General features: G+C 65.2%; 22 protein-coding genes. 5 read left to right on the forward strand and 17 right to left on the reverse strand.

Translation table 11 applies throughout. The features are described from left to right. The first annotated feature begins 21 nt into the window (after positions 1–21). A complete protein-coding gene (locus ACIP0B_RS09190) occupies positions 22–1,074 on the forward strand; it encodes an NAD(P)-dependent alcohol dehydrogenase (RefSeq protein ID WP_085578089.1) in 1,053 nt (350 codons plus the stop codon). Between the two features lie 3 nt (positions 1,075–1,077). On the opposite strand, the gene ACIP0B_RS09195 is transcribed toward ACIP0B_RS09190, so the two are convergent. The 7 genes from ACIP0B_RS09195 to ACIP0B_RS09225 form a co-directional block, all read right to left on the reverse strand. After that, positions 1,078–1,881 (reverse strand): IclR family transcriptional regulator, encoded by an 804-nt coding sequence (locus ACIP0B_RS09195; protein WP_400831390.1) that lies wholly within the window; start codon positions 1,879–1,881, stop codon positions 1,078–1,080. 61 nt (positions 1,882–1,942) lie between these two features. Beyond that, positions 1,943–3,253 (reverse strand): MFS transporter, encoded by a 1,311-nt coding sequence (locus ACIP0B_RS09200; protein ID WP_400831360.1) that lies wholly within the window; start codon positions 3,251–3,253, stop codon positions 1,943–1,945. A gap of 122 nt (positions 3,254–3,375) precedes the next feature. Beyond that, on the reverse strand, positions 3,376–4,524 hold the full coding sequence (gene dgoD / locus ACIP0B_RS09205) for a galactonate dehydratase (RefSeq protein WP_400831362.1): 1,149 nt from the start codon (positions 4,522–4,524) through the stop codon (positions 3,376–3,378). A 33-nt stretch (positions 4,525–4,557) separates the two neighbouring features. Then, on the reverse strand, positions 4,558–5,178 hold the full coding sequence (locus ACIP0B_RS09210) for a 2-dehydro-3-deoxy-6-phosphogalactonate aldolase (protein ID WP_400831363.1): 621 nt from the start codon (positions 5,176–5,178) through the stop codon (positions 4,558–4,560). Positions 5,179–5,197: 19 nt separating this feature from the next. Further along, positions 5,198–6,187: a 2-dehydro-3-deoxygalactonokinase gene (locus ACIP0B_RS09215; protein ID WP_400831365.1), complete on the reverse strand. Its 990-nt coding sequence runs from the start codon at positions 6,185–6,187 to the stop codon at positions 5,198–5,200. A gap of 368 nt (positions 6,188–6,555) precedes the next feature. After that, complete coding sequence (locus ACIP0B_RS09220) at positions 6,556–7,077, reverse strand: hypothetical protein (protein ID WP_400831367.1); 522 nt, start codon at positions 7,075–7,077, stop codon at positions 6,556–6,558. 137 nt (positions 7,078–7,214) lie between these two features. Next, a complete protein-coding gene (locus ACIP0B_RS09225; protein ID WP_041475599.1) occupies positions 7,215–7,694 on the reverse strand; it encodes a GNAT family N-acetyltransferase in 480 nt (159 codons plus the stop codon). 183 nt (positions 7,695–7,877) lie between these two features. Here ACIP0B_RS09225 and ACIP0B_RS09230 point away from each other — a divergent pair, with 183 nt between their 5' ends. From ACIP0B_RS09230 to ACIP0B_RS09245, 4 genes are all read left to right on the forward strand, one after another. Continuing rightward, a complete protein-coding gene (locus tag ACIP0B_RS09230; protein WP_400831368.1) occupies positions 7,878–8,531 on the forward strand; it encodes an HD domain-containing protein in 654 nt (217 codons plus the stop codon). Positions 8,532–8,641: 110 nt separating this feature from the next. Continuing rightward, positions 8,642–9,838 carry an MFS transporter gene (locus ACIP0B_RS09235; protein ID WP_400831370.1) on the forward strand — a complete coding sequence of 399 codons (1,197 nt, stop codon included), beginning with the start codon at positions 8,642–8,644 and terminating at the stop codon, positions 9,836–9,838. A gap of 82 nt (positions 9,839–9,920) precedes the next feature. Further along, positions 9,921–10,253 carry a hypothetical protein gene (locus ACIP0B_RS09240; protein ID WP_400831371.1) on the forward strand — a complete coding sequence of 111 codons (333 nt, stop codon included), beginning with the start codon at positions 9,921–9,923 and terminating at the stop codon, positions 10,251–10,253. A gap of 12 nt (positions 10,254–10,265) precedes the next feature. Continuing rightward, a complete protein-coding gene (locus tag ACIP0B_RS09245; protein WP_400831372.1) occupies positions 10,266–10,646 on the forward strand; it encodes a Rho termination factor N-terminal domain-containing protein in 381 nt (126 codons plus the stop codon). A 152-nt stretch (positions 10,647–10,798) separates the two neighbouring features. On the opposite strand, the gene araH is transcribed toward ACIP0B_RS09245, so the two are convergent. From araH to ACIP0B_RS09295, 10 genes are all read right to left on the reverse strand, one after another. Further along, complete coding sequence (gene araH / locus ACIP0B_RS09250) at positions 10,799–11,767, reverse strand: L-arabinose ABC transporter permease AraH (protein WP_400831392.1); 969 nt, start codon at positions 11,765–11,767, stop codon at positions 10,799–10,801. A 12-nt stretch (positions 11,768–11,779) separates the two neighbouring features. Beyond that, positions 11,780–13,330: an L-arabinose ABC transporter ATP-binding protein AraG gene (gene araG, locus ACIP0B_RS09255; RefSeq protein WP_400831374.1), complete on the reverse strand. Its 1,551-nt coding sequence runs from the start codon at positions 13,328–13,330 to the stop codon at positions 11,780–11,782. A 32-nt stretch (positions 13,331–13,362) separates the two neighbouring features. Continuing rightward, the gene (locus ACIP0B_RS09260; RefSeq protein WP_400831376.1) at positions 13,363–14,367 is read right to left on the reverse strand and encodes a substrate-binding domain-containing protein; all 1,005 of its coding nucleotides are present in this window, start codon (positions 14,365–14,367) and stop codon (positions 13,363–13,365) included. 171 nt (positions 14,368–14,538) lie between these two features. Continuing rightward, positions 14,539–15,357 carry an SDR family oxidoreductase gene (locus ACIP0B_RS09265; RefSeq protein ID WP_400831377.1) on the reverse strand — a complete coding sequence of 273 codons (819 nt, stop codon included), beginning with the start codon at positions 15,355–15,357 and terminating at the stop codon, positions 14,539–14,541. A 269-nt stretch (positions 15,358–15,626) separates the two neighbouring features. Then, positions 15,627–16,514 (reverse strand): SMP-30/gluconolactonase/LRE family protein, encoded by an 888-nt coding sequence (locus ACIP0B_RS09270; protein WP_400831378.1) that lies wholly within the window; start codon positions 16,512–16,514, stop codon positions 15,627–15,629. 115 nt (positions 16,515–16,629) lie between these two features. After that, positions 16,630–17,346, reverse strand: a complete 717-nt coding sequence (locus ACIP0B_RS09275; protein ID WP_400831379.1) for a FadR/GntR family transcriptional regulator — start codon at positions 17,344–17,346, stop codon at positions 16,630–16,632. Between the two features lie 134 nt (positions 17,347–17,480). Further along, positions 17,481–18,041 carry a DUF1285 domain-containing protein gene (locus tag ACIP0B_RS09280; protein ID WP_400831380.1) on the reverse strand — a complete coding sequence of 187 codons (561 nt, stop codon included), beginning with the start codon at positions 18,039–18,041 and terminating at the stop codon, positions 17,481–17,483. Between the two features lie 15 nt (positions 18,042–18,056). Next, complete coding sequence (locus tag ACIP0B_RS09285; RefSeq protein ID WP_400831382.1) at positions 18,057–18,662, reverse strand: DUF4823 domain-containing protein; 606 nt, start codon at positions 18,660–18,662, stop codon at positions 18,057–18,059. Positions 18,663–18,770: 108 nt separating this feature from the next. Beyond that, positions 18,771–19,739: a GTP 3',8-cyclase MoaA gene (locus ACIP0B_RS09290; protein WP_400831383.1), complete on the reverse strand. Its 969-nt coding sequence runs from the start codon at positions 19,737–19,739 to the stop codon at positions 18,771–18,773. Positions 19,740–19,877: 138 nt separating this feature from the next. Then, positions 19,878–20,419 (reverse strand): TetR/AcrR family transcriptional regulator (locus ACIP0B_RS09295; protein WP_400831385.1); only part of this gene is annotated, 542 nt, incomplete at its 5' end.

Genomic DNA, 20,419 nt, shown 5'->3' on the forward strand with positions numbered 1-20,419 from the left:
AGCGCTTTTGCGAGGTTCCCCATGTACACCGCCATCGGCTACGCCGCCCAGACGGCCACCACTCCCCTCGCCCCGATGACGTTCGAACGCCGCAGCCTGCGGGCCGACGACGTCGCCATCGAGATCCTGTTCTGTGGCGTCTGCCACTCCGACATCCACCAGGCCCGCAACGAATGGGGCATCGCGGTCTACCCGTTGATGCCTGGCCACGAGATCGTCGGAAAAGTCACCGCAACCGGTGCGAACGTCACCCAACATAAGGTAGGCGACCTGGTCGGCGTCGGCTGCATGGTCGACTCCTGCCGCACCTGCGAAGCCTGCAAGGCCGACCTGGAGCAATACTGCCTCGAAGGCCCGACCATGACCTACGCCACCCCGGACCGGGTCGACGGCAGCAACACCATGGGCGGCTACTCCGACAGCATCGTGGTCAGCGAGCATTTCGTGGTGCGCATCCCCGCGACGCTGGATCCGGCCAACGCCGCGCCGATCCTCTGCGCCGGCATCACCACCTACTCGCCGCTCAAGCACTACGGCGTGAAGGCCGGCGACAAGGTCGGGATCCTCGGCATGGGCGGCCTCGGCCACATGGGCATCAAGTTCGCCAAGGCCATGGGCGCCGAAGTGACGCTGTTCACCCGCTCCGCCAGCAAGGCCGAGGAAGGCCGCCGCCAGGGCGCCGACCATGTGATCGTGTCCACCGACGCCGAGCAGATGGCCGCCGCGGCCGGCCGGTTCGACTTCCTGCTCGACACCATCCCGGTGCAGCACGACCTCAACCCCTACCTCGACACCCTGCGCTTCGACGGCGTGCATATTCTGGTGGGCCTGATCGAACCGATCGATCCGCCGGTGCACGCCGCCAAACTGGTGCTGGGCCGTCGGGTATTGGCCGGTTCGCTGATCGGCGGCATCGCCGAAACCCAGGAAGTGCTGGATTTCTGCGCCGAGCACAACATCACCTGCGACATCGAAATGCTCGACATCCGCCAGATCAACGAGGCCTACGCCCGGATGATCGCCGGTGACGTGAAGTACCGTTTCGTGATCGACATGGCGACGCTCAAGCGCTGAGGCTCAGACCTTAAGGCCAAGCTCCGCCGACAGCCGGGCCGTGACCCCTTTGATCAGGGGGATCAGCTCGGCCATCTTCTCCAGCGGCATGTACGGCACGGTGCTGGCGATGCTGATGGCCGCGACGATGCGCTTGCTGGCGTCGCGCACCGGCGCCGCCACGCAGCGGATCGACGGCTCGTTGTCTTCCAGGTCGAATGCGTAGCCGCCCGCCACGTACTCGCTCATGCGCTGTTCGAGCTGCGCCCAGGACTGCTGCGGATGCTGCGGCCAGAACTGGCTTTTCCCACCCGCCGGCAGGCTGATGTCGTACAGCCGCTGCCACTCTTGCGGCGCGTCGTCGAGCATCAGCGCCTTGCCGATCCCGGTGCGCGCCAGCGGCATGCGGTGACCGACCCGCGAACGCATTTCCGGGCCGTTGCGCCCCGGATTCTTCAGCAGGTACAGCACTTCGTCGCCCTCGCGGATCCCCAGGTGGACGGTGTCGCCGGTCAGCGCCGACAACTCGTCCAGATAGGGCCCTGCCAACGTCACCAGCGGCAGGTCCTCGCGGGCCTGGAACCCCAGCTCGATCAGCTTCGGCCCCAACAGATAGCCGACCTGCGGCACCACCCGCAGGTAGCGCTCGTCCACCAGGCAACTGGCCAGACGGTGGGTGGTGCTGCGCGTGGTGCCGATCAGGCGGGCGATCTCCTTGAGATCGCGGGCGCCGCTGGCGACGGCCTGCACCACACCCAACCCGCGAAGCAGGGTCTGGGTGCCGGTGGGCGCGGCGTCCTTGGCGGGTTTCGGGGCGTCTTCCTGCATATCCAGCCTTTTACCGTTGAGCGAGGGAACGGGCGGCATTATGGTCGCCCGGCGCCGGCGACTACAACTCGATGCGCTCGACCTTGCCCACCAGCAGCACGTAGGACAGCGCACCGATCAGCGCCAGCAGCGCGATGTAGGTGATCGCCGGGGCGAACGAATCGCCGCTGGCCAGGAAACCGATGACGATCGGCGTGGCGATCGCCGACAGGTTGCCGATGAAGTTGAACACCCCGCCGGTCAGTCCCAGCAGCCGCGCCGGGGCCAGCGTCGAGACCAGCGACCAGGTGATCGAGGCCAGCCCGTTGCCGAAGAACGCCAGCGCCAGGAAGGCGATCACCAGCGGCGTCGACTCGACGAAGTTGGCGCCGATGATCGAGGTGGAGATCAGCAGTCCGCCGATGATCGGCAACTTGCGCGCAAAGCCCACCGTGCAGCCGCGCCGGATCAGGAAATCGGAAAAGAACCCGGAACACAGCACGCCGATGAATGCCGCCAAAAACGGCAGCGACGCCAGCAGGCCGGACTTGATGAAGTCCATGCCGCGGTACTTCACCAGGTAGGTCGGGAACCACGTCAGAAAGAACCACAGCGTCGAGTTCAGGCAGAACTGGCCGAGGTAGATGCCCCACAGCTTGCGCTTGCTCAGGACGATGCCCAGATCACGCCAACTGAACGCCGCTTTCACCTTCGCCGCATCGGCCTGGATGTCCACCAGCCCGCCGCCCTCGCGGATCAGGTCGATTTCGGCGTCGTTGGCCCCCTTGAAGTCCCGGGGTTCGCGATACACCGCGTACCAGATCGCGGCCCATACGATGCCCGCCGCGCCGGTGGCGACGAACACCATGTGCCAGCCGAATTCGTGCTGAAGCCAGGCCAGCACCGGCGTCAGGAACGCCAGCCCGACGAACTGCCCGGACGTATAGAAACCGATGGCCGTGGCCCGTTCGCGCTCGGGAAACCAGGTGGTGACCACCCGGCTGTTGATCGGATAGGCCGGCGCCTCCAGCGCGCCGACCGCCATGCGCAGCACGAACAGCGCGATGAAGCTGGCGGCGAAGCCGAGCATCACCGTGGCCAGCGACCACAGCAGCAACGCGGCGCTGTAGAGGATGCGCGGCGGCACCCGGTCCACCAGCCAGCCGCCGGGGATCTGCATGGCGGCGTAGGTCCAGCCGAACGCGGAGAAGATCAGCCCGACATGGATCGGGTCGATGCCCAGGTCGCTGGTCAGCGCCGGGGCGGCGATCGACAGGTTGCTGCGGTCCAGGTAGTTGATGACCACGGTGATGAACAACAGCACCATGATGAAAAACCGCTTGCGGCTGGGCGTGACCAAAGACGCCTGCCCGGTGAGGGTTTGCGGTTGCATGGGGAGCCTCTTTCTTGTGTTTATTGAGGTCTGGGATGAAGGCCGATCCCCGGTCCCTGGAGATCACACTGTGGAGCCGGCAGGGCTGGCTCCACAGGGGTTGGCGGCGGGTCAGGCAGGACTCACCACTCGGCGAAGCTGCCGTCGGCATGGCGCCACACCGGGTTGCGCCAGCGGTGGCCGACGGCGGCGCGCTCGATCACGTATTCCTCGTTGATCTCGATCCCCAGTCCCGGCCCGTTCGGGATCTTGACGAAGCCCTGGTCGTAGTCGAACACCCGCGCATCCTTCACGTAGTCGAGCAGGTCGTTGCTCTCGTTGTAGTGGATGCCCAGGCTCTGCTCCTGGATGAACGCGTTGTAGCAGGCCGCGTCCAGTTGCAGGCACGCCGCCAGCGCAATCGGCCCCAGCGGGCAGTGCAGGGCCAGCGCCACGTCATAGGCTTCGGCCATGTTGGCGATCTTGCGGGTTTCGGTGATGCCGCCGGCGTGGGACGCATCCGGCTGGATGATGTCGACGTAGCCTTCGCTCAGCACGCGCTTGAAGTCCCAGCGGGAAAACAGCCGCTCGCCGAGGGCGATCGGGGTGCTGGTCAGCGGCGCCAGTTCCTTCAGCGCTTCATAGTTCTCGCTGAGCACCGGCTCTTCGATGAACATCAGCTTGAACGGATCGAGCTCCTTCATCAGCACCTTGGCCATGGGCTTGTGCACCCGGCCATGGAAGTCCACGCCGATGCCGACGTTCGGCCCCACCGCATCGCGCACGGCCGCCACGTTGGCCAGGGCCTGGTCGACCTTGTCGAAGGTGTCGAGGAACTGCAGCTCTTCGGTGCCGTTCATCTTCACCGCCGTGAAGCCGCGGCCCACCGCCTCTTTCGCCGCCCGCGCGGTGTCCGCCGGGCGGTCGCCGCCGATCCACGAGTACACGCGGATCTTGTCCCGCACCTGGCCGCCGAGCAGGTCGCTGACCGACACCCCGAGGGCCTTGCCCTTGATGTCCCACAGCGCCTGGTCGATGCCGGCCAGGGCGCTCATGTGCACGGCGCCGCCACGGTAGAAGCCGCCGCGGTAGAGCACCGTCCAGATGTCCTCGATGTTGCGTGGGTCCTTGCCGATCAGGTAGTCGGACAATTCCTCGACGGCGGCGGCGACGGTGTGGGCGCGGCCTTCGACCACGGGCTCGCCCCAACCGGTGACGCCCTCGTCGGTCTCGACCTTCAGAAAGCACCAGCGCGGCGGGACGATGAAGGTGGTGAGTTTGGTGATTTTCATCTGTTTGTCTCTCTTGTAGATGAGCCGGAATGCTTAGCGCAGGGCGTTCCAGGCAGCGACGTAGGCCTTGGCGTTGGCCGCCACCTGATCAGGGGTCATGCCGGGCTTGAACAGGCCGGAACCGAGGCCGAAGCCTTTGGCGCCGGCGTCGATGAACGCCTGCATGTTGTCCGGGGTGACGCCGCCGACCGGCGCCAGCACCGTCCCGACCGGCAGCACCGCCAGCCAGGCTTTCACCACCGCAGGTCCCATCTGCTCGGCCGGGAACAGCTTGAGAATGTCCGCGCCCTCCTCCAGCGCCGCGAAGGCTTCGGTCGGCGTGGCCACGCCCGGCGACAGGTACAGCCCCGCCGCCTTCGCCGCCCGCAGCACTTTGGCGTCGCTGTGGGGCATGACGATCACCTGGCCGCCGGCCTCCTTGACCTGCTCCACCTGCTCCGGGGTCAGCACCGTGCCGGCGCCGATCAGGCAGTCGGCGGGCAACGCCTGACGCAGGATGCGGATGCTTTCGTACGGCGCGGGGGAATTGAGCGGCACTTCGATGACGCGAAATCCGGCCGCATACAGGACATCTCCGATCGCGGCCGCTTCCTGCGGATGCAGGCCGCGCAGGATCGCGATCAGACCGTTTTGCGCCAATGCTTGCTTGAGCATGTCTGGCCTCCAGTCGAGGTTAACGGGATGGGGAATCGATCAGTCCGGCGGCCAGCGCCAGGTGCCACAGGCCGCGCTCGGTGGCCTGTTCGGCCAGCGTCACGCGGGCGAAGCCGCAGGCGTCGAGGGCCCGGCCGTAGCGGGCGCACAGGGATCCGTTGCCGATGAGGACGATCGAAGGAAGGTGCACGCTGTGGCGCCGCTGCCGCTGCACCTGGGCGAGGGCCTCCAGCTCATGGCCGATCAGCAGGCCGGAGAGATAGTCAGGTTGCGCGGCGGCGCTGAGTTCGCCGGTGAGGCCCAGGCTGCGGGCGCTGAACAGGGTGGACAGCACGCCGATCTCACCCTCCGCCGACAGCGCCACCTGCACGCCGCGGTCAAATGCCTGGCCGTCGAAAGCCGCGCCGTGCTGCTGGGTTCGTCCGAGGATGCTGTGCTCGCTGAGCACGGCGAACACTTCGCCGGTCATGAAGGTGTCGAACCGGGTGATGCAGCCTTCGGCCACCTCCACCCATTTCGAATGGCTGCCCGGCAGGCCGATCAACAGATCGCCGCCCGCCCCCGGCGCCAGGTTCTGCAGCGCGCCGAGGACTTGGGTCTCCTCGCCGCGCATCACGTTCGGCAGGCGCGAACGCTGAATCACGCCCGGCACGATGTGCACATCGACACCGCGCACGCTGCGCACCGTTTGCAGGGAACGGCCGAGGTCGGCGACGTCGGCCGGCGTCTCGCGGTAGGTCGCCTCGCGCCAGCCCTGGGCGCTGCCGACCATGCCGCAGGCGATCACCGGCAGGCCGGGCTGCGCATCGAGCCAGTCGCCGCAGGCCTCGTCGAACGCCAGTTCAAAACCGTCGGCGCATTCGCGGCCATGGATGACCCGCGCCGTCTTCGGCAACTGCATGATCCCGAACGACAGCGACCGCTGCTCCAGCACCTGGCCGTCCGGCCCGAGTTTGTAAGCACGTAGGGAGGTCGTCCCCCAATCGAGGGCGATCAATTGCGCCAGCATCGCTTCACCTGTTTTGTTTTTGGCAGTGAGTGGGCTGGACTATAAACCTGGGCGCCGAAAAATCTCAATATATAAATATCAATCCCATATTTTGGGACAAAGCAAACATGACGCGCAGGCCTGCGCCAACGCTCTAGAATGCGCGCCTGCGGCACGGCTGCCGACGGATCAAGGAAGAACGAAATGAGACATCCGCTGAAAACGCTGCTCACTGCTGCCCTGGCTTCAGCGAGGGGAAGGACGATGCGGCGCGACAAGCGCTGGATGGGTGGGTGCAGGGGAGTTGGGAAGAATCAGGCGGGTTTCATCCATAGGGTGAGTTCATGGCTGCACGGCACCCAAAAACAATCTCTTTACCGACCATTCCTTCACTCAATGGCGCGCACAACCTCAACTGCCGGAACACTCATTGAATTCGAGTAATAACCGCCATAGGAGTAAGAGGAGGTAAAAACCCTGCAAGCCAATAAATCCTGCCCCCTCAATACTTCCAGCAGTTGAGCCTTGGGAATGAAAGTGCTCGATATTCCGCCATCCGGTGTTTGCATGGCAAACAGACGAGCGGAGTAAATATGCTTCCCTTCCGGCCCTGGCCCAGGGCCACCGACCTCAACCATTTCCCCCTCAAGGTAACGCGGCAAATCCTGCCTCTTCTCAAAGGGAACACTCTGATCAAGCGAGCAGATCAGCGCTTCTCCCAATTGATCCTCGCCGGTATTTGACTTAAAGAACGTCAACAGGTCGGTCTTCGAACTGAAGCGAAGATCAAGAAAAGGACTGTCTTTAGTCTCCGTCACGGAAACAAACTCAATGTGCGAATCAGGGAGCTTGATTTCCTTCACACAAGACGCACAAAACAGCAAGACAACTATTGAGAATAGGATCTTCACATCCGGACTCCAGATACTGGATCTCCATAAACAAGGTCGCATGCCGATTGTTCATCCTGAGTCATCGCCCTGAATGTCCACCGCCTGCCACGGGAAGCGTGCGGACAATCAGGCGACCCCCTAACCGCCCGCCTTTTTCAGCCCTCGGCAAACTCCCGCAACACCTTGCCGTCCATGCGGTAGCGCACCCACTCTTCCTGCGGCTGGGCGCCGAGGGATTTGTAGAATTCGATGGCCGGGGTGTTCCAGTCCAGCACGCTCCACTCGAAGCGGCCGCAGTCGTTGGCGCAGGCGATCTTGGCGAGGTGGCGCAGCAGGGTCTTGCCGGCGCCGCCGCCGCGCTGCTCCGGGGTGATGTAGAGGTCTTCGAGGTACAGGCAGTTGCTGCCAAGCCAGGTCGAATAGCTGAAGAAGAACACCGCGAACCCGATGGGCAGGCCGTCGCGCAGGCAGATCAGGCCGTGGGCGGTGGCGCCTTCGCTGAACAGGCTGCGCTCGATGTCGGCGACGCTGGCGATGACTTCGTGGCGGGCCTTTTCGAAATCGGCGAGTTCCGTGATGAACGCGAGGATTTGCGGTGCATCGCTGGGGGTCGCGGGGCGGATCTCGATCGTCATGGACGGGCCTTGTCGGAAATGGGAAAGCGCCATACTACGGCGGCGCGCAGCGCTCGTCACATGGCGATGCACGCACTACCCTATCCGACGCAACTGCCTTGCTCCAGCCAGGCGGCGTCCGGACCGACGCCATCGCCAGCAGGCTGGCGCCCACAGGATCTTCGCATGCCGGACACGATGCCCATGAACAATCTCGCCTTTGCCCCTTTGGCGCCGCTCGCCGCCCAACTGCTGCCCCACGCCCTGGAACCCTCGGAAGACGGCGCCCACGACCTGTCGCACCTGCATCGGGTGTGGCACAACGCGCGCACCCTGCAGGCCGAGGAAGGCGGGGATCTGCGGGTGCTGCTGGCGGCGGTGCTGCTGCACGACTGCGTGGCGGTGGAGAAGAATTCGCCGCTGCGTTCGCAGGCATCGCGCCTGGCGGCGGCGAAGGCGGCAACGGTCTTGACGACGTTGGGGTGGCCCCAAGCCGAGATCGACGCCGTGCGCCACGCCATCGAAGCCCACAGCTTTTCCGCCGGCATCGAGCCGCTGACGCTGGAGGCCAGGATCCTGCAGGACGCCGACCGGCTCGATTCGCTGGGCATGCTCGGCGTCGCCCGCACGTTCTACACCGCCGGGCGCATGGGCAGCGCGCTGTACGATCCGCTCGACCCCGAAGCCAAAGACCGGGAGTACGACGACCGCCGCTTCTGCCTCGACCACTTCCAGACCAAGCTGCTGCACCTGGCCGCCGGCTTTCGCACCGTGGCCGGCCAGCGCCACGCGCAGCTGCGCCATCAGCGCCTGAAGCAATTCATGGAGCAGTTCAAGGAAGAGATCGGCATCGCCTGAACATTACTCCGTCCGGCGCCGATCCTGACTCCACCAACCTTTGACCTAACCCGCCCGCCCGGCATGGTAGATAGGGGACGCTCATTTCTGTCGGTTGAAGGAAACGCGTCATGCCTCACGCAACACCCAAGGTTCCGGGCAGGCTGTTCGGCCTGTTTTGCCTGGCCAGCTATCTGCTGTCGCTGTCCTACGGCGCGACGTTTCTGCTGTCGCTGCTGATCGGCTCCCGCGGCGGCAACGAACACGACGCCGGAAGCGTGATCAGCGCGGCGATGCTCAGCACCTTTGCGGCGGTGCTGGTGTCCGGGCACCTGTCCGACTGGCTGGGCGCGGCGCGCTCCATTGCGCTGTTCGGCTTGCTGCTGGCGGCGGCGAGCCTGGGGTTTGCGCTGACGCCGGGGTTCGGTTCGCTGCTGCTGTTTTTCGGCCTGCTGCTGGGATTGGGTTGGGGGGTGTTCTACACGCTGGGGCCGATCATCGTCGCCAGCCTGGTGAGCCCGGCGCAGCGGGCGAAGTACTTTGCCCTGCTGTCCGGCAGCATGATGACCGGGATCGGCAGCGGCCCGTTGCTCGGTCGCGCAGCCACCGCGCTGGATTGGCCGGTGACGTCGGCGTTCGTCCTCGCGGCGGCGGCGAGCCTGATCGGCTCGGCCCTGTTCTGGCGCCTCGGCGCACGGCTCAAAGGCACCCAGGCGACATCGGCCGCGCGCATCTCCTGGCGCGCGACGACGCAGGTGCTGGGTTCTCCGGCGGTGCTGCCGATCATCATGGTCGGCCTCGGCGGCGCGGTGTTCGGCGGCCTGTCGAGCTTCCAGACCAGCTACGCCGCCGGCCGCTCGCTGGATTACTCGCTGTTCTTCATCGGTTTCATGAGCGCGGCGATCAGCAGCCGCCTGCTGATCGCGGGGTTCGTGGTCAAGCGCGATCCGCTGCGGGCGTCGTGCCTGCTGTCGGGACTGATGCTGGGTTCGGTCGCGCTCTTCGCCTTCGGTGTGCACAGCGGCGCCGGTTACCTGCTGGCGGCGCTGATGCTGGGCGTCGGCTACGGCCTCACCTATTCGGTGATCAACGGCCTGGCGGCCAACGAAGCGCCGCCGGGCACCATGCCGCAGGCGTTGCTGCTGTTCAGCCTGGCGTACTTCATCGGCGTGTTCGGCTTTCCGCTGCTGGCGGGCAAGATCATCGTCGAGCGGGGCATGCCGGCGCTGCTGCTGACGGTCCTGGCGGTGGCGGCGTCGAACTGGCTGATCACCGTCGCCCGCCTGCTGTGGCGGCGGATGCGGATCCGCACGGCGCAAGCGGCCTAGACCGTTCGTCATCCGCAGGGCACCTCTGCGGCGCGGGGGCAGACCAACGTCAGGTAAGGATTCCCATCACTGGAGACCCGCCATGATCCCGTCAAGGTTGACTGCCCTGCTGCTCACGGCCCTGCTCTGCCCGGCGGCCTTCGCCGCCACGGTCACCGCCGCCGGCACCGGCCCGACCGATCCGGTCGAACGGCCCAAGGCGCCCGCCATCCAAAGTGCCCCCGGCATGAACACCGACGGCTCCGGCGTGGAAAACGCCCTGCCGCCCGCCACCGGCATCGATCCGCGCACCCAGGGCAACGATCCGGGGCGCCAGGGCGGCACGTCCGGCAATCCGCTCCCGCCGGCGGATCCGGATTCCGGCAGCGGCAAGAAGCCCGGAGCCCTTCCGGGATCCGGCAGCGGCAACCCGTAGGAGGGACACCCCATGCCCCGTGGAAGCAAAGCCAAATACACCGCCGAACAGAAGCGCAAGGCACGGCACATCGAAGAGAGCTACGAACACAGAGGCGTGCCGAAGGACGAAGCCGAAGCCCGCGCCTGGGCGACGGTGAACAAGCAGTCCGGCGGCGGCGAGAAGGCCGGCGGCTCAGGTCGCGCAAAACCGGCGGACGCCAAGGCCCGGGACCGGCGGGAGTCGGCACGGCGGGCGGCCGCCAGCCGTGAAGGACTCCCGCGCGACAGCCGCGCTTCGCGCAATACCCAAACGGTCGAGAGCCTGAGGAAAGAGGCGCGGGCGAAGAACATTCCCGGCCGCTCCACGATGCGCAAGCAGGAGCTGATCGAGGCCTTGCGCAAGGCGGGATGAGTTTCCTCTGCGGATCCTGAGGTGCCTGGACCGACGCCATCGCCAGCAGGCTGGCTCCCACAGGGGGGGCGGTTGAATGCAGAGTTTGCGTTCACCGCAAAACAATGTGGGAGCCAGCCTGCCGGCGATGGCGCCGGTTCAGGCGCCGCAGGTCAGCGCTGCTTGAGGCGATCGATGACCACCGCCAGCAGCAGGATCGAGCCGCGGATCACGTACTGGTAGAACGTGTCGATGTTCTTCAGGTTCATCGCGTTCTCGATGATCGCCAGGATCAGCACCCCGGCGATCACGTGCCGGATCATGCCGATCCCGCCGCTCAGCGAGACCCCGCCCAGCACGCAGGCGGAAATCACCGTCAGCTCGAAGCCCTGCCCGATCATCGGCTGGCCGGAGGTCATGCGCGAGGCGAGGATCACCCCGGCCAGCGCGCCGATCACCCCGTGCACGGCGAAGATGATGATCTTGGTGCGGTCGACGTTCACCCCCGCCAGCAGCGCCGCCTCCTGGTTGCCGCCGATGGCCATGGTGTTGCGCCCGTAGGTGGTGCAGTTGAGCAGCCAGCCGAAGAACAGGAAGCACAGGATCGTGATCACGATCGGCACCGGCACGCCGAACATCTGCCCGTTGCCGAACACGAAGAACGATTCCCGGGACACGCCCACCGCTTTGCCGTTGGCGAAGATGTAGGCCAGGCCACGGACGATCTGCATGGTCGCCAGCGTGGTGATCAGCGCGTTGACCCGCAGCTTGGCGATCACGATCCCGTTGATCAGCCCGACGATCAGCCCCATCGCCAGTGCCGCGCCGACGCCGAGCAATACGCTGTCGGTGTCGCGCATCACCACCGCCGCCACCACGCCGGCGCAGGCGATCACCGAGCCCACCGACAGGTCGAAGTGCCCCGACGCCAGGCAATACAGCATGGTGCAGGCGGCGATCCCGGTGGTGGAGATCGCCAGGCCCAGCCCGCGCATGTTCAGCGGCGACAGGAAGTTGTCGATCAGCAGCGTGCAGGCGACGAAAATGCCGACCGCCGCCAGCAGCATCACCCAGTCGTCGAGAAAGCGCCGCAGGTCCATGGGCTTGCGCGGCGTCGGCAAGGTTTCGTTTTGAGTCGTCATCATGTTCACCTCTCAGTTCGCCGCGCCGGCGCGCTGGCGCGGCAAAGCCAGTTGCAGCAGGTTGGATTCGTTGGCCTGGTCGCGGCTGACCTCGCCGCGCACGGCGCCTTCGCACAGCACCAGGATGCGGTCGGAAATGCCCATCACTTCCATCAGGTCGCTGGACACCACAATCACCGAAATGCCGTCGGCGGCCAGGTCGTGGATGATCTGGTAGATCTCGGCCTTGGCGCCGATGTCGATGCCGCGGGTGGGCTCGTCGAGCAGCAGCACCTTCATCGGCATCGACAGCCAGCGACCGAGGATGGCCTTCTGCTGGTTGCCGCCGGACAGGAACTTGATCGGCTGCCCGGCGTGGGGCGTCTTCACCTTCAGCGCCTTGATCTGCTTGTCGGCGTTGCCCCGCTCCCAGACCCCGCGCAGCAGGCAGCCGAGGCCGGAGTGGGCGCCGCGGGCGCTGATGTTGATGTTCTCGGCGACGCTGGCCAGCGGGATGATGCCTTCCTTCTTGCGGTCCTCCGGGCACAGCAGGATCCCGGCGGCGATGGCGTCGCGGGGCGAGCGCAGCGTCAGTTCATGGCCGCGCAGCAGCAGGCGCCCGGCGGTGCTGCGCGACAGGCCGCCGAGCAGGCGCAGCAGTTCCGTGCGCCCCGCGCCGACCAGCCCGAACAGACCGAGGACTTCGCCCTTGTGCGCCTCGAAACTGACCGGCTCGCGCAGGCCCGGCCCGAGCAGGCCGTCGACCTTGAGCGCCACCGCGCCGCGCGGGCGGCTGCGGTAGTCGTAGATGTCCTGGATGTCGCGCCCGACCATGCAGGTCACCAGCCGGTCGTGGGTCAGTTGGCCCATGTCCTCGAACGTGCACACGTAACGGCCGTCCTTGAACACCGTCACCGCGTCGCAGAGGCGGAACACCTCCTCCATGCGGTGGGAGACGTACAGCACCACTTTGCCCTCGTCGCGCAGGCGGCCGATGATCGCCATCAGACGCTCGATTTCCCGGGCCGAGAGGCTGCTGGTCGGTTCGTCGAAGGCGATCACGTGGGCGCCCCGGGACAGCGCCTTGGCGATTTCCACCAGTTGCCGCTGGCCCAGGGACAGGCGTCCGACCTTGGTCTGCGGGTCGATCTCATCGGCCAGGCCCTTGAGGCACGCCAAGGCCTGACGGCGCAGAGCACCGCGGTCCACCAGGCCGAAGCGCGCCGGCAGGTGGCCGAGGAACAGGTTCTCGGCCACGGTCATCTCCGGCACCAGATGCAGCTCCTGGTGGATCACCGCCACGCCGCTGGCGATGCTGTCGGCGGTGGAGCGGAACGCCATCGTCCGCTCGCCGATCTGCAGTTCGCCGCTGCTGGGGAGGTAGGCGCCGCCGAGGATCTTCAGCAGGGTCGATTTGCCGGCGCCGTTCTCGCCCATCAGGGCGTGCACCTGCCCCGGACGGGCGACGAAGCTGATGCCGTCCAGCGCCTTCACGCCGGGAAAGGCCTTGCCGATCCCGTTGAAGCGCAGGCTGCCGCCGCTTGAATGCGGTTCGTGTTCGTGTGTCTGTTCTTGCGCGTGCATAAAGCCACCTCTTCACACTGTCCGGACAGTCTTCAGTTCCACAGGCCGATCTTTTCCAGCTCTTGCTTGAAGTTGTCGCGGGTGATCAGGGTGACGTCGTCCATGGCGGTGTACTTGGGCGGCTCTTTGCCGGTGGTGACCCACTCGTACATCATGCTCGCGGTGTTGTAGCCCTCGATGTGCGGGCTGGGCAGCATCGAGCCGTGGAAACCGCTGGCGGGTTTCTTCAGCTCACCGATGGCATCGGTGCCGTTGATGCCGATGCCGATCACGTTGGAGGCCGCAAACCCGGCCGCTTCGGTGGCGCGCACGCCGCCCAGCACGGTGTTGTCGTTCATGCCGCCGATGATCAGGTTCTTCGCCGCGCCCGGCAGCTTCACCAGGGCCGAGTTGGTGGCGTCCATGCTGCCCGGCACGTCGAGGGTCTTGAGCGCCGAGAACAGGATGTTGGCCTTCGGCATGCCGGCGTCTTCCAGCGCCTTGACCGAACCGTCGGTGCGCTTCTTGCCGGTGTCGAGTTCGTTGTAGGTGTTGATCACCGCGTAGGTGTCTTTCCAGTCCCAGTTGCGCTTCTTGGCTTCGGCGGCCATGGCGGCGCCCTGCTTCTGGCCCACCTCGAACGCGGCCATGCCCAGGTACGGCACGTCTTCCATGAACTTGCCGCCGGCATCGACGAAGCGGTCGTCCACGGCGATCACCTTCAGGTCGTTGAGCTTGGCCTTGGCCATGATCGCCGGGCCCAGGGACACGTCCGGCGGGCAGATCACAAAGCCCTGGGCGCCGTTGGCGGCCAGGCTGTCGATGGCCGACAGGGTTTTCTCGCCGTCCGGCACGGCGATCTTGATGAGCTCGAAGCCTTTGTCCTTGGCGGCCTTTTCGGCGAAGGCCCATTCGGTCTGGAACCAGGGCTCTTCCGCCTGCTTGACCAGAAAGCCGATCTTCACCGGGTCGGCGGCCAGCAGCGAACCGCTGATACTGAACGCGGCGGTCGCCAGCGCGGCACTGCACAGGTTGCGAATTCCGTAACGACGTTTCATGAGCAGACTCCTTGTTGTTTTTCTTGAGCGTTGTTCGAAAGCGTTAAGTCTCTGCGGCGAAGGCGCTTACTGCTGCCAAACGGCGAAACCGTCCTCCATCCGTACCGACAATAGTCATATCGTATGATGATTGAATTTCAGGCGGACTTACCCGCCTGAAACGCCTTTCAGTCAGTCGTGGTAAAGCACCGAGCGGCCGCCATCGATGGTGATGCACGAAGCGTTGATGAACGGCGCCTCGTCGCTGGCCAGGAACACCGCCGTCATCGCCACCTCGATGGGCTGGCCGATGCGGCGTGGCGGGTGCAGGTCGAAGGCGCGCTGGCGTTCGGCGTGGGGGTCGTCGAAGCCGTTCCAGTAATCGACGTTGAGCTGGGTTTCGATGTAGCCCGGCGCGATGGCGTTGACCCGGATGCCCTTGGGCGCGTACTCGATGCCCAGGGCGCGGGTCAGCCCGAGCAGGCCGTGCTTGGCCACCGGGTACGGAAAGCAGCCGGGGATGATATGGGTCGAATGGGTCGAGGCGATGTTGATGATGCTGCCGACGCCCTGCTCGATCATCTGCGGCAGCACGGCCTTGCAGCCGTACCAGGCGCCGTCCAGGTCGATGGCGAAGCAGCGTTTCCAGTCCTCTTCGGTCATCTGCAGCGGATCGCGGAACACGTTGACCCCGGCGCAGTTGACCAGCACGTCGATGCGCCCGTGCAGGCCGACGGCAAGCTCGGCCATGGCGTGCAGATCCTGCTGGGAGGAGACATCGGCCTTGACCGCCTGGACATCGGCGCCCTGCCCGCGCCAATGGGCGGCGACCTTTTCGACTTTCTCGGCCTGGATGTCGCTGATCACCAGCCGGGCCTGCTGCGAGGCGAACGCGGCGACGATCGCCTCGCCGATGCCCTGGGCGGCGCCGGTGAGCAGCACCACCTTGTTCTTCAGTCGATCGCCCTTGGGCGGTTCAGGCACCGGCGGCAAGGAAAGGGGTTCAGCCATGGATCAGGACTCCTGTTTCAAAGCGCAAAAAAAACCGGACATCTGGCGATGTCCGGTCCGGAAGGCTTCTGAAAAAACAGGCGCGAAGACGCGGCGGCACCGAAACGGCCCGAAACGCCGACTCCATTGGGGAGTGCGATGGAAATTCGCTGCATCACTTCACCTGTTTTGTTCTTTTTAAGTGTGAGTGCGTGTCACTGCTGGAGCCGACTATAAACCCGACCACCAAATAATCTCAATATATAATTTTGCATCCCATATTGTGGGAATCAACCCGCAAACCGGGTGCAAGGCAGCCCGGCAACCTCCACCCGCATCGACAGCACCGCGCCGTCCAGCGGGTGATTGCGCGGGCTCTTGGCACTGGTGATGTACAGGGTTTTCATGTCTTCGCCGCCGAACACGCAACTGGTCGGCCGGCTGACGGGCAGGTCGATCCGGCGATCCACATGGCCGTCCGGGGTCAGGCGCAGCAGGCAACCGCCGTCCCAGCGGGCGTTCCACACATAGCCATCGGCGTCCATCGCCGAGCCGTCCGGCCCGCCGTGCTTGCCCTGGTGCTGGCCGGGGCCGTACCAGATGCAGGCGGTGTCGAGGTTGCCGTCGGTGTGGATGAAGTAGCGGTACAGCGTGCTGTCCAGGCTGTCGCCGAACAGCAGCGTGGTGCCGCCGTCGCGCCACAGCAGCGTGTTGGGAATCCCCAGGCCGCGCAACAGAGGCGTGACGCGCTTGTCCGGATCGATGCGGAACAGCCCGCCGGAACGCCGCACGATGGGCAAGTCCTCGCCCTGTTCGCCGATGTTGTTCTGCATGGTGCCCAGCCACAGTCGGCCCAACGCATCGCAGCGCGCCTCGTTGGGCCGGTTGCCGGGCTGCGGGTCGGCGATGCAGAACAGCGTCAGCCTGGGCTCAAGGCCCGGCGAATCCAGGTCCAGGCGGTACACGCCGCTGCTCAGGGTCACCAGCGCATCGCCGCTGGCGCACGGAATGAACGCCGACACGTGCTCCGGCATCTGCCAGATCTGCACGTTGTGGCCGATCAGCCGCAAGGCCTGGCGGCCGGCGATGTCCACCCAGTACAGCGCCTGGGTCGGCGCATCCCAGAACGGGCCTTCGCCCAGTTGCGCCCGGTGCTGGGTCACTGCGGTCCACGTCATGCGACCTCCTTCGATCGTCTGTTTTGGGTGGGGATGGCGGTGTGTCAGTCGCTTCTGTGTCGGCCGTGAATCCGCCATCGCGAGCAGGCTCGCTCCCACAAGGGCTGCGCGGCGGTCATGCCTGTTGTCTGCCGGCCATCACTTGCGGGTAATGGCGCTTGATCGCCAGGTCCGCGTCGTCGATCAATGTGATGCAGGCCCAGACGCCCCGCGCAGCGTCACGGGCAGCGATGGCGTCGGCCATGTCCTTGTGGATCGGCAATGTGCGGCGCAGCTCCTCGGGGTCGGCGGCGGACACCTCGAAAGACACCGCCAGCAGCGCGCCGAGGGCCGGCACCATCTGTTCGATGAACTGGTTGTGGCTCGCGGCGAGGATGGATTCGTGAAAGGCCTGGTCGGCGCGGTTGTAATCGATGCCGCCGTCCACTGCGCGTTCCAGCGCACTGTAGGCTATTTGCACGGCGTGCACCTGTTCGACCGTGGCCCGCTCGCAAGCCCAGCGCACCGCCGTCGGCTCGATGGTGCGGCGCAGGTCGAGCAGGTCGTCGACGAAGTTTTCCGGCAAGCCGTTGCGTGACAGCCAGCCCACCACCTGCGGGTCGAACAGGTTCCAGCGCCGCACCGGCAGCACCCGGGTGCCGACTTTCGGCCCGACTTCGAGCATGCCTTTGGCGACCAGGGTCTTGATCGCCTCGCGTATGACCGTGCGGCTGACCCCGAGCTGCTCGCCCAGGTCGGCCTCGACCTTGATGGCCTGCCCCGGTTTCACATGGCCCGCAGCGATCCATCCGCCGAGCCAATCGACCGTTGATGCATGAAAGCTGCTGGACATGGACACCTCAACGCCGTTCGCGATGGATGCCCACGCTAATCATCATACGATTGGGAGTCAAATCGGATTGTTCAATGGCACACACAAACCCTGTGGGAACCAGCCTGCTGGCTCCTACAGGTGATCCATGAACATCAGGGTTCCAGGCCGATGGGGAAGAACACCCCGCCGCTCCATACGCCTAGCCAGCGCTGACCGTCGATTTCGCGGCTGACCGCCAGTTCCACCAGCTGGTAGAACACGTTGCGGTGGATCAACGCTTCCAGGTTGCTGCGCACATGCACATACGGCGCAGGTTCCTGCGTGAGCGGGTCGGTCTCCACGCGGATCGGATGTTCGGCGCCGGCCTCGGCGGTTTCATCGACGTTGGTGGTGAAGCGCAAGACCTGCGCCTCACCCTCGCCTTGCGCCTCGACGGCAATCGCCACGAACGGCGCATCGTCGACCTTGATCCCGACCTTCTCGACCGGGGTGATCAGGAAATAGTCATCGCCGTCGCGGCGGATGATGGTGGAGAACAGCTTGACCATCGGCTTGCGCCCGATGGGCGTGCCCAGGTAGAACCAGGTGCCGTCCCGGGCGATGCGCATATCGATGTCGCCGCAGAAATCCGGATTCCACAAGTGCACCGGGGGCAAGCCTTTGGTCTTGGGGATCTGCCCCAACAGGTCATTGGCTTTTTGCGGGCCGCTCATGGCGTACTCCTCGGATTATTGGTCGCCCACGCCCAGCAGGCTGCGCGCATATTGCGCAAGCGGCGGGCCGATCAGGTCTTCAGGCGAATTGTCGTGGAACGTCAGTAAACCGCCACGGCTCTTGATCCGTGCGGTATCGATCAAATACTGGGTGCTGGTCTCGATCAGCATGATCTGAATCACGCCGCTGTCGATGCCCAGGCGATCCACCGCTTCCTCGTCGAGCCATTCATCGGAGTTGCCGATGCGGTTGTCGGCCTTGGCGAAACGGGTGTACAGCAGGTAATGGGCGCCGGCATCGCGGGCCTCGCCCATCGCCTGGTCCAGGCCTTCCGGCGCACGGGCGCGGCGCACCATCGGGAAGTACTCGACAAAGCCCTTGAAGGCTTCCTCGGCCACCACGTTCGGGCGCGGGTAGGATCCGCCCGGCGGCGCGAACGCCCCTTGGGCGATGTAGATGAACGAATCCGGCTGGATACGCAGGTTGTTCACGCGCCGGCTGTCACTGTGATCCAGCAGCCCTGCGTCGCTCATCTGATAGCGGGTGCCTTCCGCCATATCGCTGACAGTCATACAGCCACCAAGCGCCAGAACGGCCAGCAGCAAAACCAGGCTACGCATCCTCATCCTCCAGAAGCCGGTGACGGAAAACCGGCGAATGGCCGTAGGATGCAGCTTTTGCGCCAGCTCGGTCATCCTGTGCGTCTCACTGCCCGCAAAGAGGCCGGTTCAGCCACCGATGATCTTCATCACCGTCGCGCCGCCGGAGAACGCCACCTCCTGCTTGTCCCCCAGCGCCTTCACCAGCAACCGCTGCAACGCCGGCAACGCCTGGTGACGCGGCTTGTCGAGCAGATCGCCGACATAGTGACGGTTGCTCGACGACAGGCAGCCATGCAGCCATCCGGTGGACGACAGGCGCAGCCGCGAGCACGTCCGGCAGAACGGCACGCTTTCGTTGGCGATCACGCCGAAATGACCGACGCCGGGAATCCCGTAGCGCACGGCGGTGGCATCGACGGGCGCATCGGCCTGGGCGTACTCGTAATGCTCGCCGATCAGGCTGAGCAACTGCTGCAGGCTGACGAACTGCTGCAGGAAAGCATTGGAATCGTTGGCCAGGTGGCCCATGCGCATCAGTTCGATGAACCGCAGCTCGTAACCGCGCGCCAGGCAGTAGTCCAGCAACGGCATCACCTGATCGAGGTTCTGCCCGCGCAGCGGCACCATGTTGACCTTGATCTTCAGGCCCGCCGCCGCAGCCTGCTCCATGCCGTCGAGCACCGTGGCCAGGTCGCCGCCGCGGGCGATGCTGCGGAACGCGCCGGCATCCAGGGTATCGAGGGAAACGTTGATGCGCCGCAGGCCGGCGTCGACCAGCAGCGGCAGCTTTTTCGCCAGCAACTGACCGTTGGTGGTGAGGCTGATGTCCTCAAGCCCCATTTGGCCGACGGCGTTCATGAAGGATTCGAGCTTGGGGCTGACCAGCGGCTCGCCGCCGGTGATGCGCAGCCGTTCGATGCCGGCCGCCTCGATCAGGTAGGCCACCCCGCGCGCCATGGCCTCGGCCGACAGTTCGTCCTGCGCAGCCACCAGCCGCTTGCCGTTGGGCACGCAGTAGGTACAGGCGTAGTTGCAGGCGGAGGTCAGGCTGATCCGCAGATTGCGGAAACGCCTGCCTTGACGGTCAACGATCATGATCACTCCGGCGACAGTAAATCGGGCCGCTAAAACTTGACTCACAAATCAAGTTTTAGCAACCCCTATGCCTGAGTATATTCCTGTGGTACTGCGCCATGCAGCGAAAACATGACGCAATAAGGCAACTGAATGGCTTCAGTTGCTTGGCGCTTCGGGGTCGCGCTTGCGCTTGTTGCCCATGCGCACGCCGATGTCCATCAGGAACTGGAAGAAGCCCTCCTGATCCTCCAGCACGTTGCTCCAGAACGGCGAGTGGTACAGCGCCACGGCGCCGTGCACCAGCGCCCAGGATGCGCAGTAGTGGAAGTAAGGCGGCACGTCCTCCAGCTTGCCTTCGCTGATGCGGCCTTTGATGAGCTGGGTCAGACGTTCGAAGTTCGAGGCGCGGATCTTGTGCAGCTCCTCGACCATTTCCGGCACCTGATTGCCCTTGACCACTTTTTCTTCCAGCCGGTCGAACAGGCGGTAGCGCTGCGGATCGCGCATGCGGAATTCAAAGTAGGCACGGGACAGGGCTTCCTTGTCCTTGTCGACATCGGCCGAATGCAACAGCGCGTTCAAGTCACGCTCGTAGTCGAGCATCAGGCGCAGATAGATCTCCGCCTTGGACTTGAAGTGCTTGTAGATCGTGCCTTTGCCGATACCCACGGCATCAGCAATCATCTCGACGGTGACAC

This window comes from Pseudomonas sp. NPDC089534 (assembly GCF_044749305.1).
Classification (GTDB): domain Bacteria; phylum Pseudomonadota; class Gammaproteobacteria; order Pseudomonadales; family Pseudomonadaceae; genus Aquipseudomonas; species Aquipseudomonas ekonensis.

What these genes read in the sequence shown, in the direction of transcription:
- ACIP0B_RS09225 (WP_041475599.1), bottom strand. Translation starts at nt 7,694, where the DNA reads ATGACGATCGAGATCCGCCCCGCGACCCCCAGCGATGCACCGCAAATC.
- ACIP0B_RS09265 (WP_400831377.1), bottom strand. Translation starts at nt 15,357, where the DNA reads ATGGCTGAACCCCTTTCCTTGCCGCCGGTGCCTGAACCGCCCAAGGGC.
- ACIP0B_RS09230 (WP_400831368.1), top strand. Translation starts at nt 7,878, where the DNA reads ATGAACAATCTCGCCTTTGCCCCTTTGGCGCCGCTCGCCGCCCAACTG.
- dgoD (WP_400831362.1), bottom strand. Translation starts at nt 4,524, where the DNA reads ATGAAAATCACCAAACTCACCACCTTCATCGTCCCGCCGCGCTGGTGC.
- ACIP0B_RS09290 (WP_400831383.1), bottom strand. Translation starts at nt 19,739, where the DNA reads ATGATCGTTGACCGTCAAGGCAGGCGTTTCCGCAATCTGCGGATCAGC.
- ACIP0B_RS09190 (WP_085578089.1), top strand. Translation starts at nt 22, where the DNA reads ATGTACACCGCCATCGGCTACGCCGCCCAGACGGCCACCACTCCCCTC.
- araH (WP_400831392.1), bottom strand. Translation starts at nt 11,767, where the DNA reads ATGACGACTCAAAACGAAACCTTGCCGACGCCGCGCAAGCCCATGGAC.
- ACIP0B_RS09260 (WP_400831376.1), bottom strand. Translation starts at nt 14,367, where the DNA reads ATGAAACGTCGTTACGGAATTCGCAACCTGTGCAGTGCCGCGCTGGCG.
- ACIP0B_RS09210 (WP_400831363.1), bottom strand. Translation starts at nt 5,178, where the DNA reads ATGCTCAAGCAAGCATTGGCGCAAAACGGTCTGATCGCGATCCTGCGC.
- ACIP0B_RS09215 (WP_400831365.1), bottom strand. Translation starts at nt 6,187, where the DNA reads ATGCTGGCGCAATTGATCGCCCTCGATTGGGGGACGACCTCCCTACGT.
- araG (WP_400831374.1), bottom strand. Translation starts at nt 13,330, where the DNA reads ATGCACGCGCAAGAACAGACACACGAACACGAACCGCATTCAAGCGGC.
- ACIP0B_RS09280 (WP_400831380.1), bottom strand. Translation starts at nt 18,041, where the DNA reads ATGAGCGGCCCGCAAAAAGCCAATGACCTGTTGGGGCAGATCCCCAAG.
- ACIP0B_RS09275 (WP_400831379.1), bottom strand. Translation starts at nt 17,346, where the DNA reads ATGTCCAGCAGCTTTCATGCATCAACGGTCGATTGGCTCGGCGGATGG.
- ACIP0B_RS09285 (WP_400831382.1), bottom strand. Translation starts at nt 18,662, where the DNA reads ATGCGTAGCCTGGTTTTGCTGCTGGCCGTTCTGGCGCTTGGTGGCTGT.
- ACIP0B_RS09195 (WP_400831390.1), bottom strand. Translation starts at nt 1,881, where the DNA reads ATGCAGGAAGACGCCCCGAAACCCGCCAAGGACGCCGCGCCCACCGGC.
- ACIP0B_RS09240 (WP_400831371.1), top strand. Translation starts at nt 9,921, where the DNA reads ATGATCCCGTCAAGGTTGACTGCCCTGCTGCTCACGGCCCTGCTCTGC.
- ACIP0B_RS09270 (WP_400831378.1), bottom strand. Translation starts at nt 16,514, where the DNA reads ATGACGTGGACCGCAGTGACCCAGCACCGGGCGCAACTGGGCGAAGGC.
- ACIP0B_RS09245 (WP_400831372.1), top strand. Translation starts at nt 10,266, where the DNA reads ATGCCCCGTGGAAGCAAAGCCAAATACACCGCCGAACAGAAGCGCAAG.
- ACIP0B_RS09235 (WP_400831370.1), top strand. Translation starts at nt 8,642, where the DNA reads ATGCCTCACGCAACACCCAAGGTTCCGGGCAGGCTGTTCGGCCTGTTT.
- ACIP0B_RS09200 (WP_400831360.1), bottom strand. Translation starts at nt 3,253, where the DNA reads ATGCAACCGCAAACCCTCACCGGGCAGGCGTCTTTGGTCACGCCCAGC.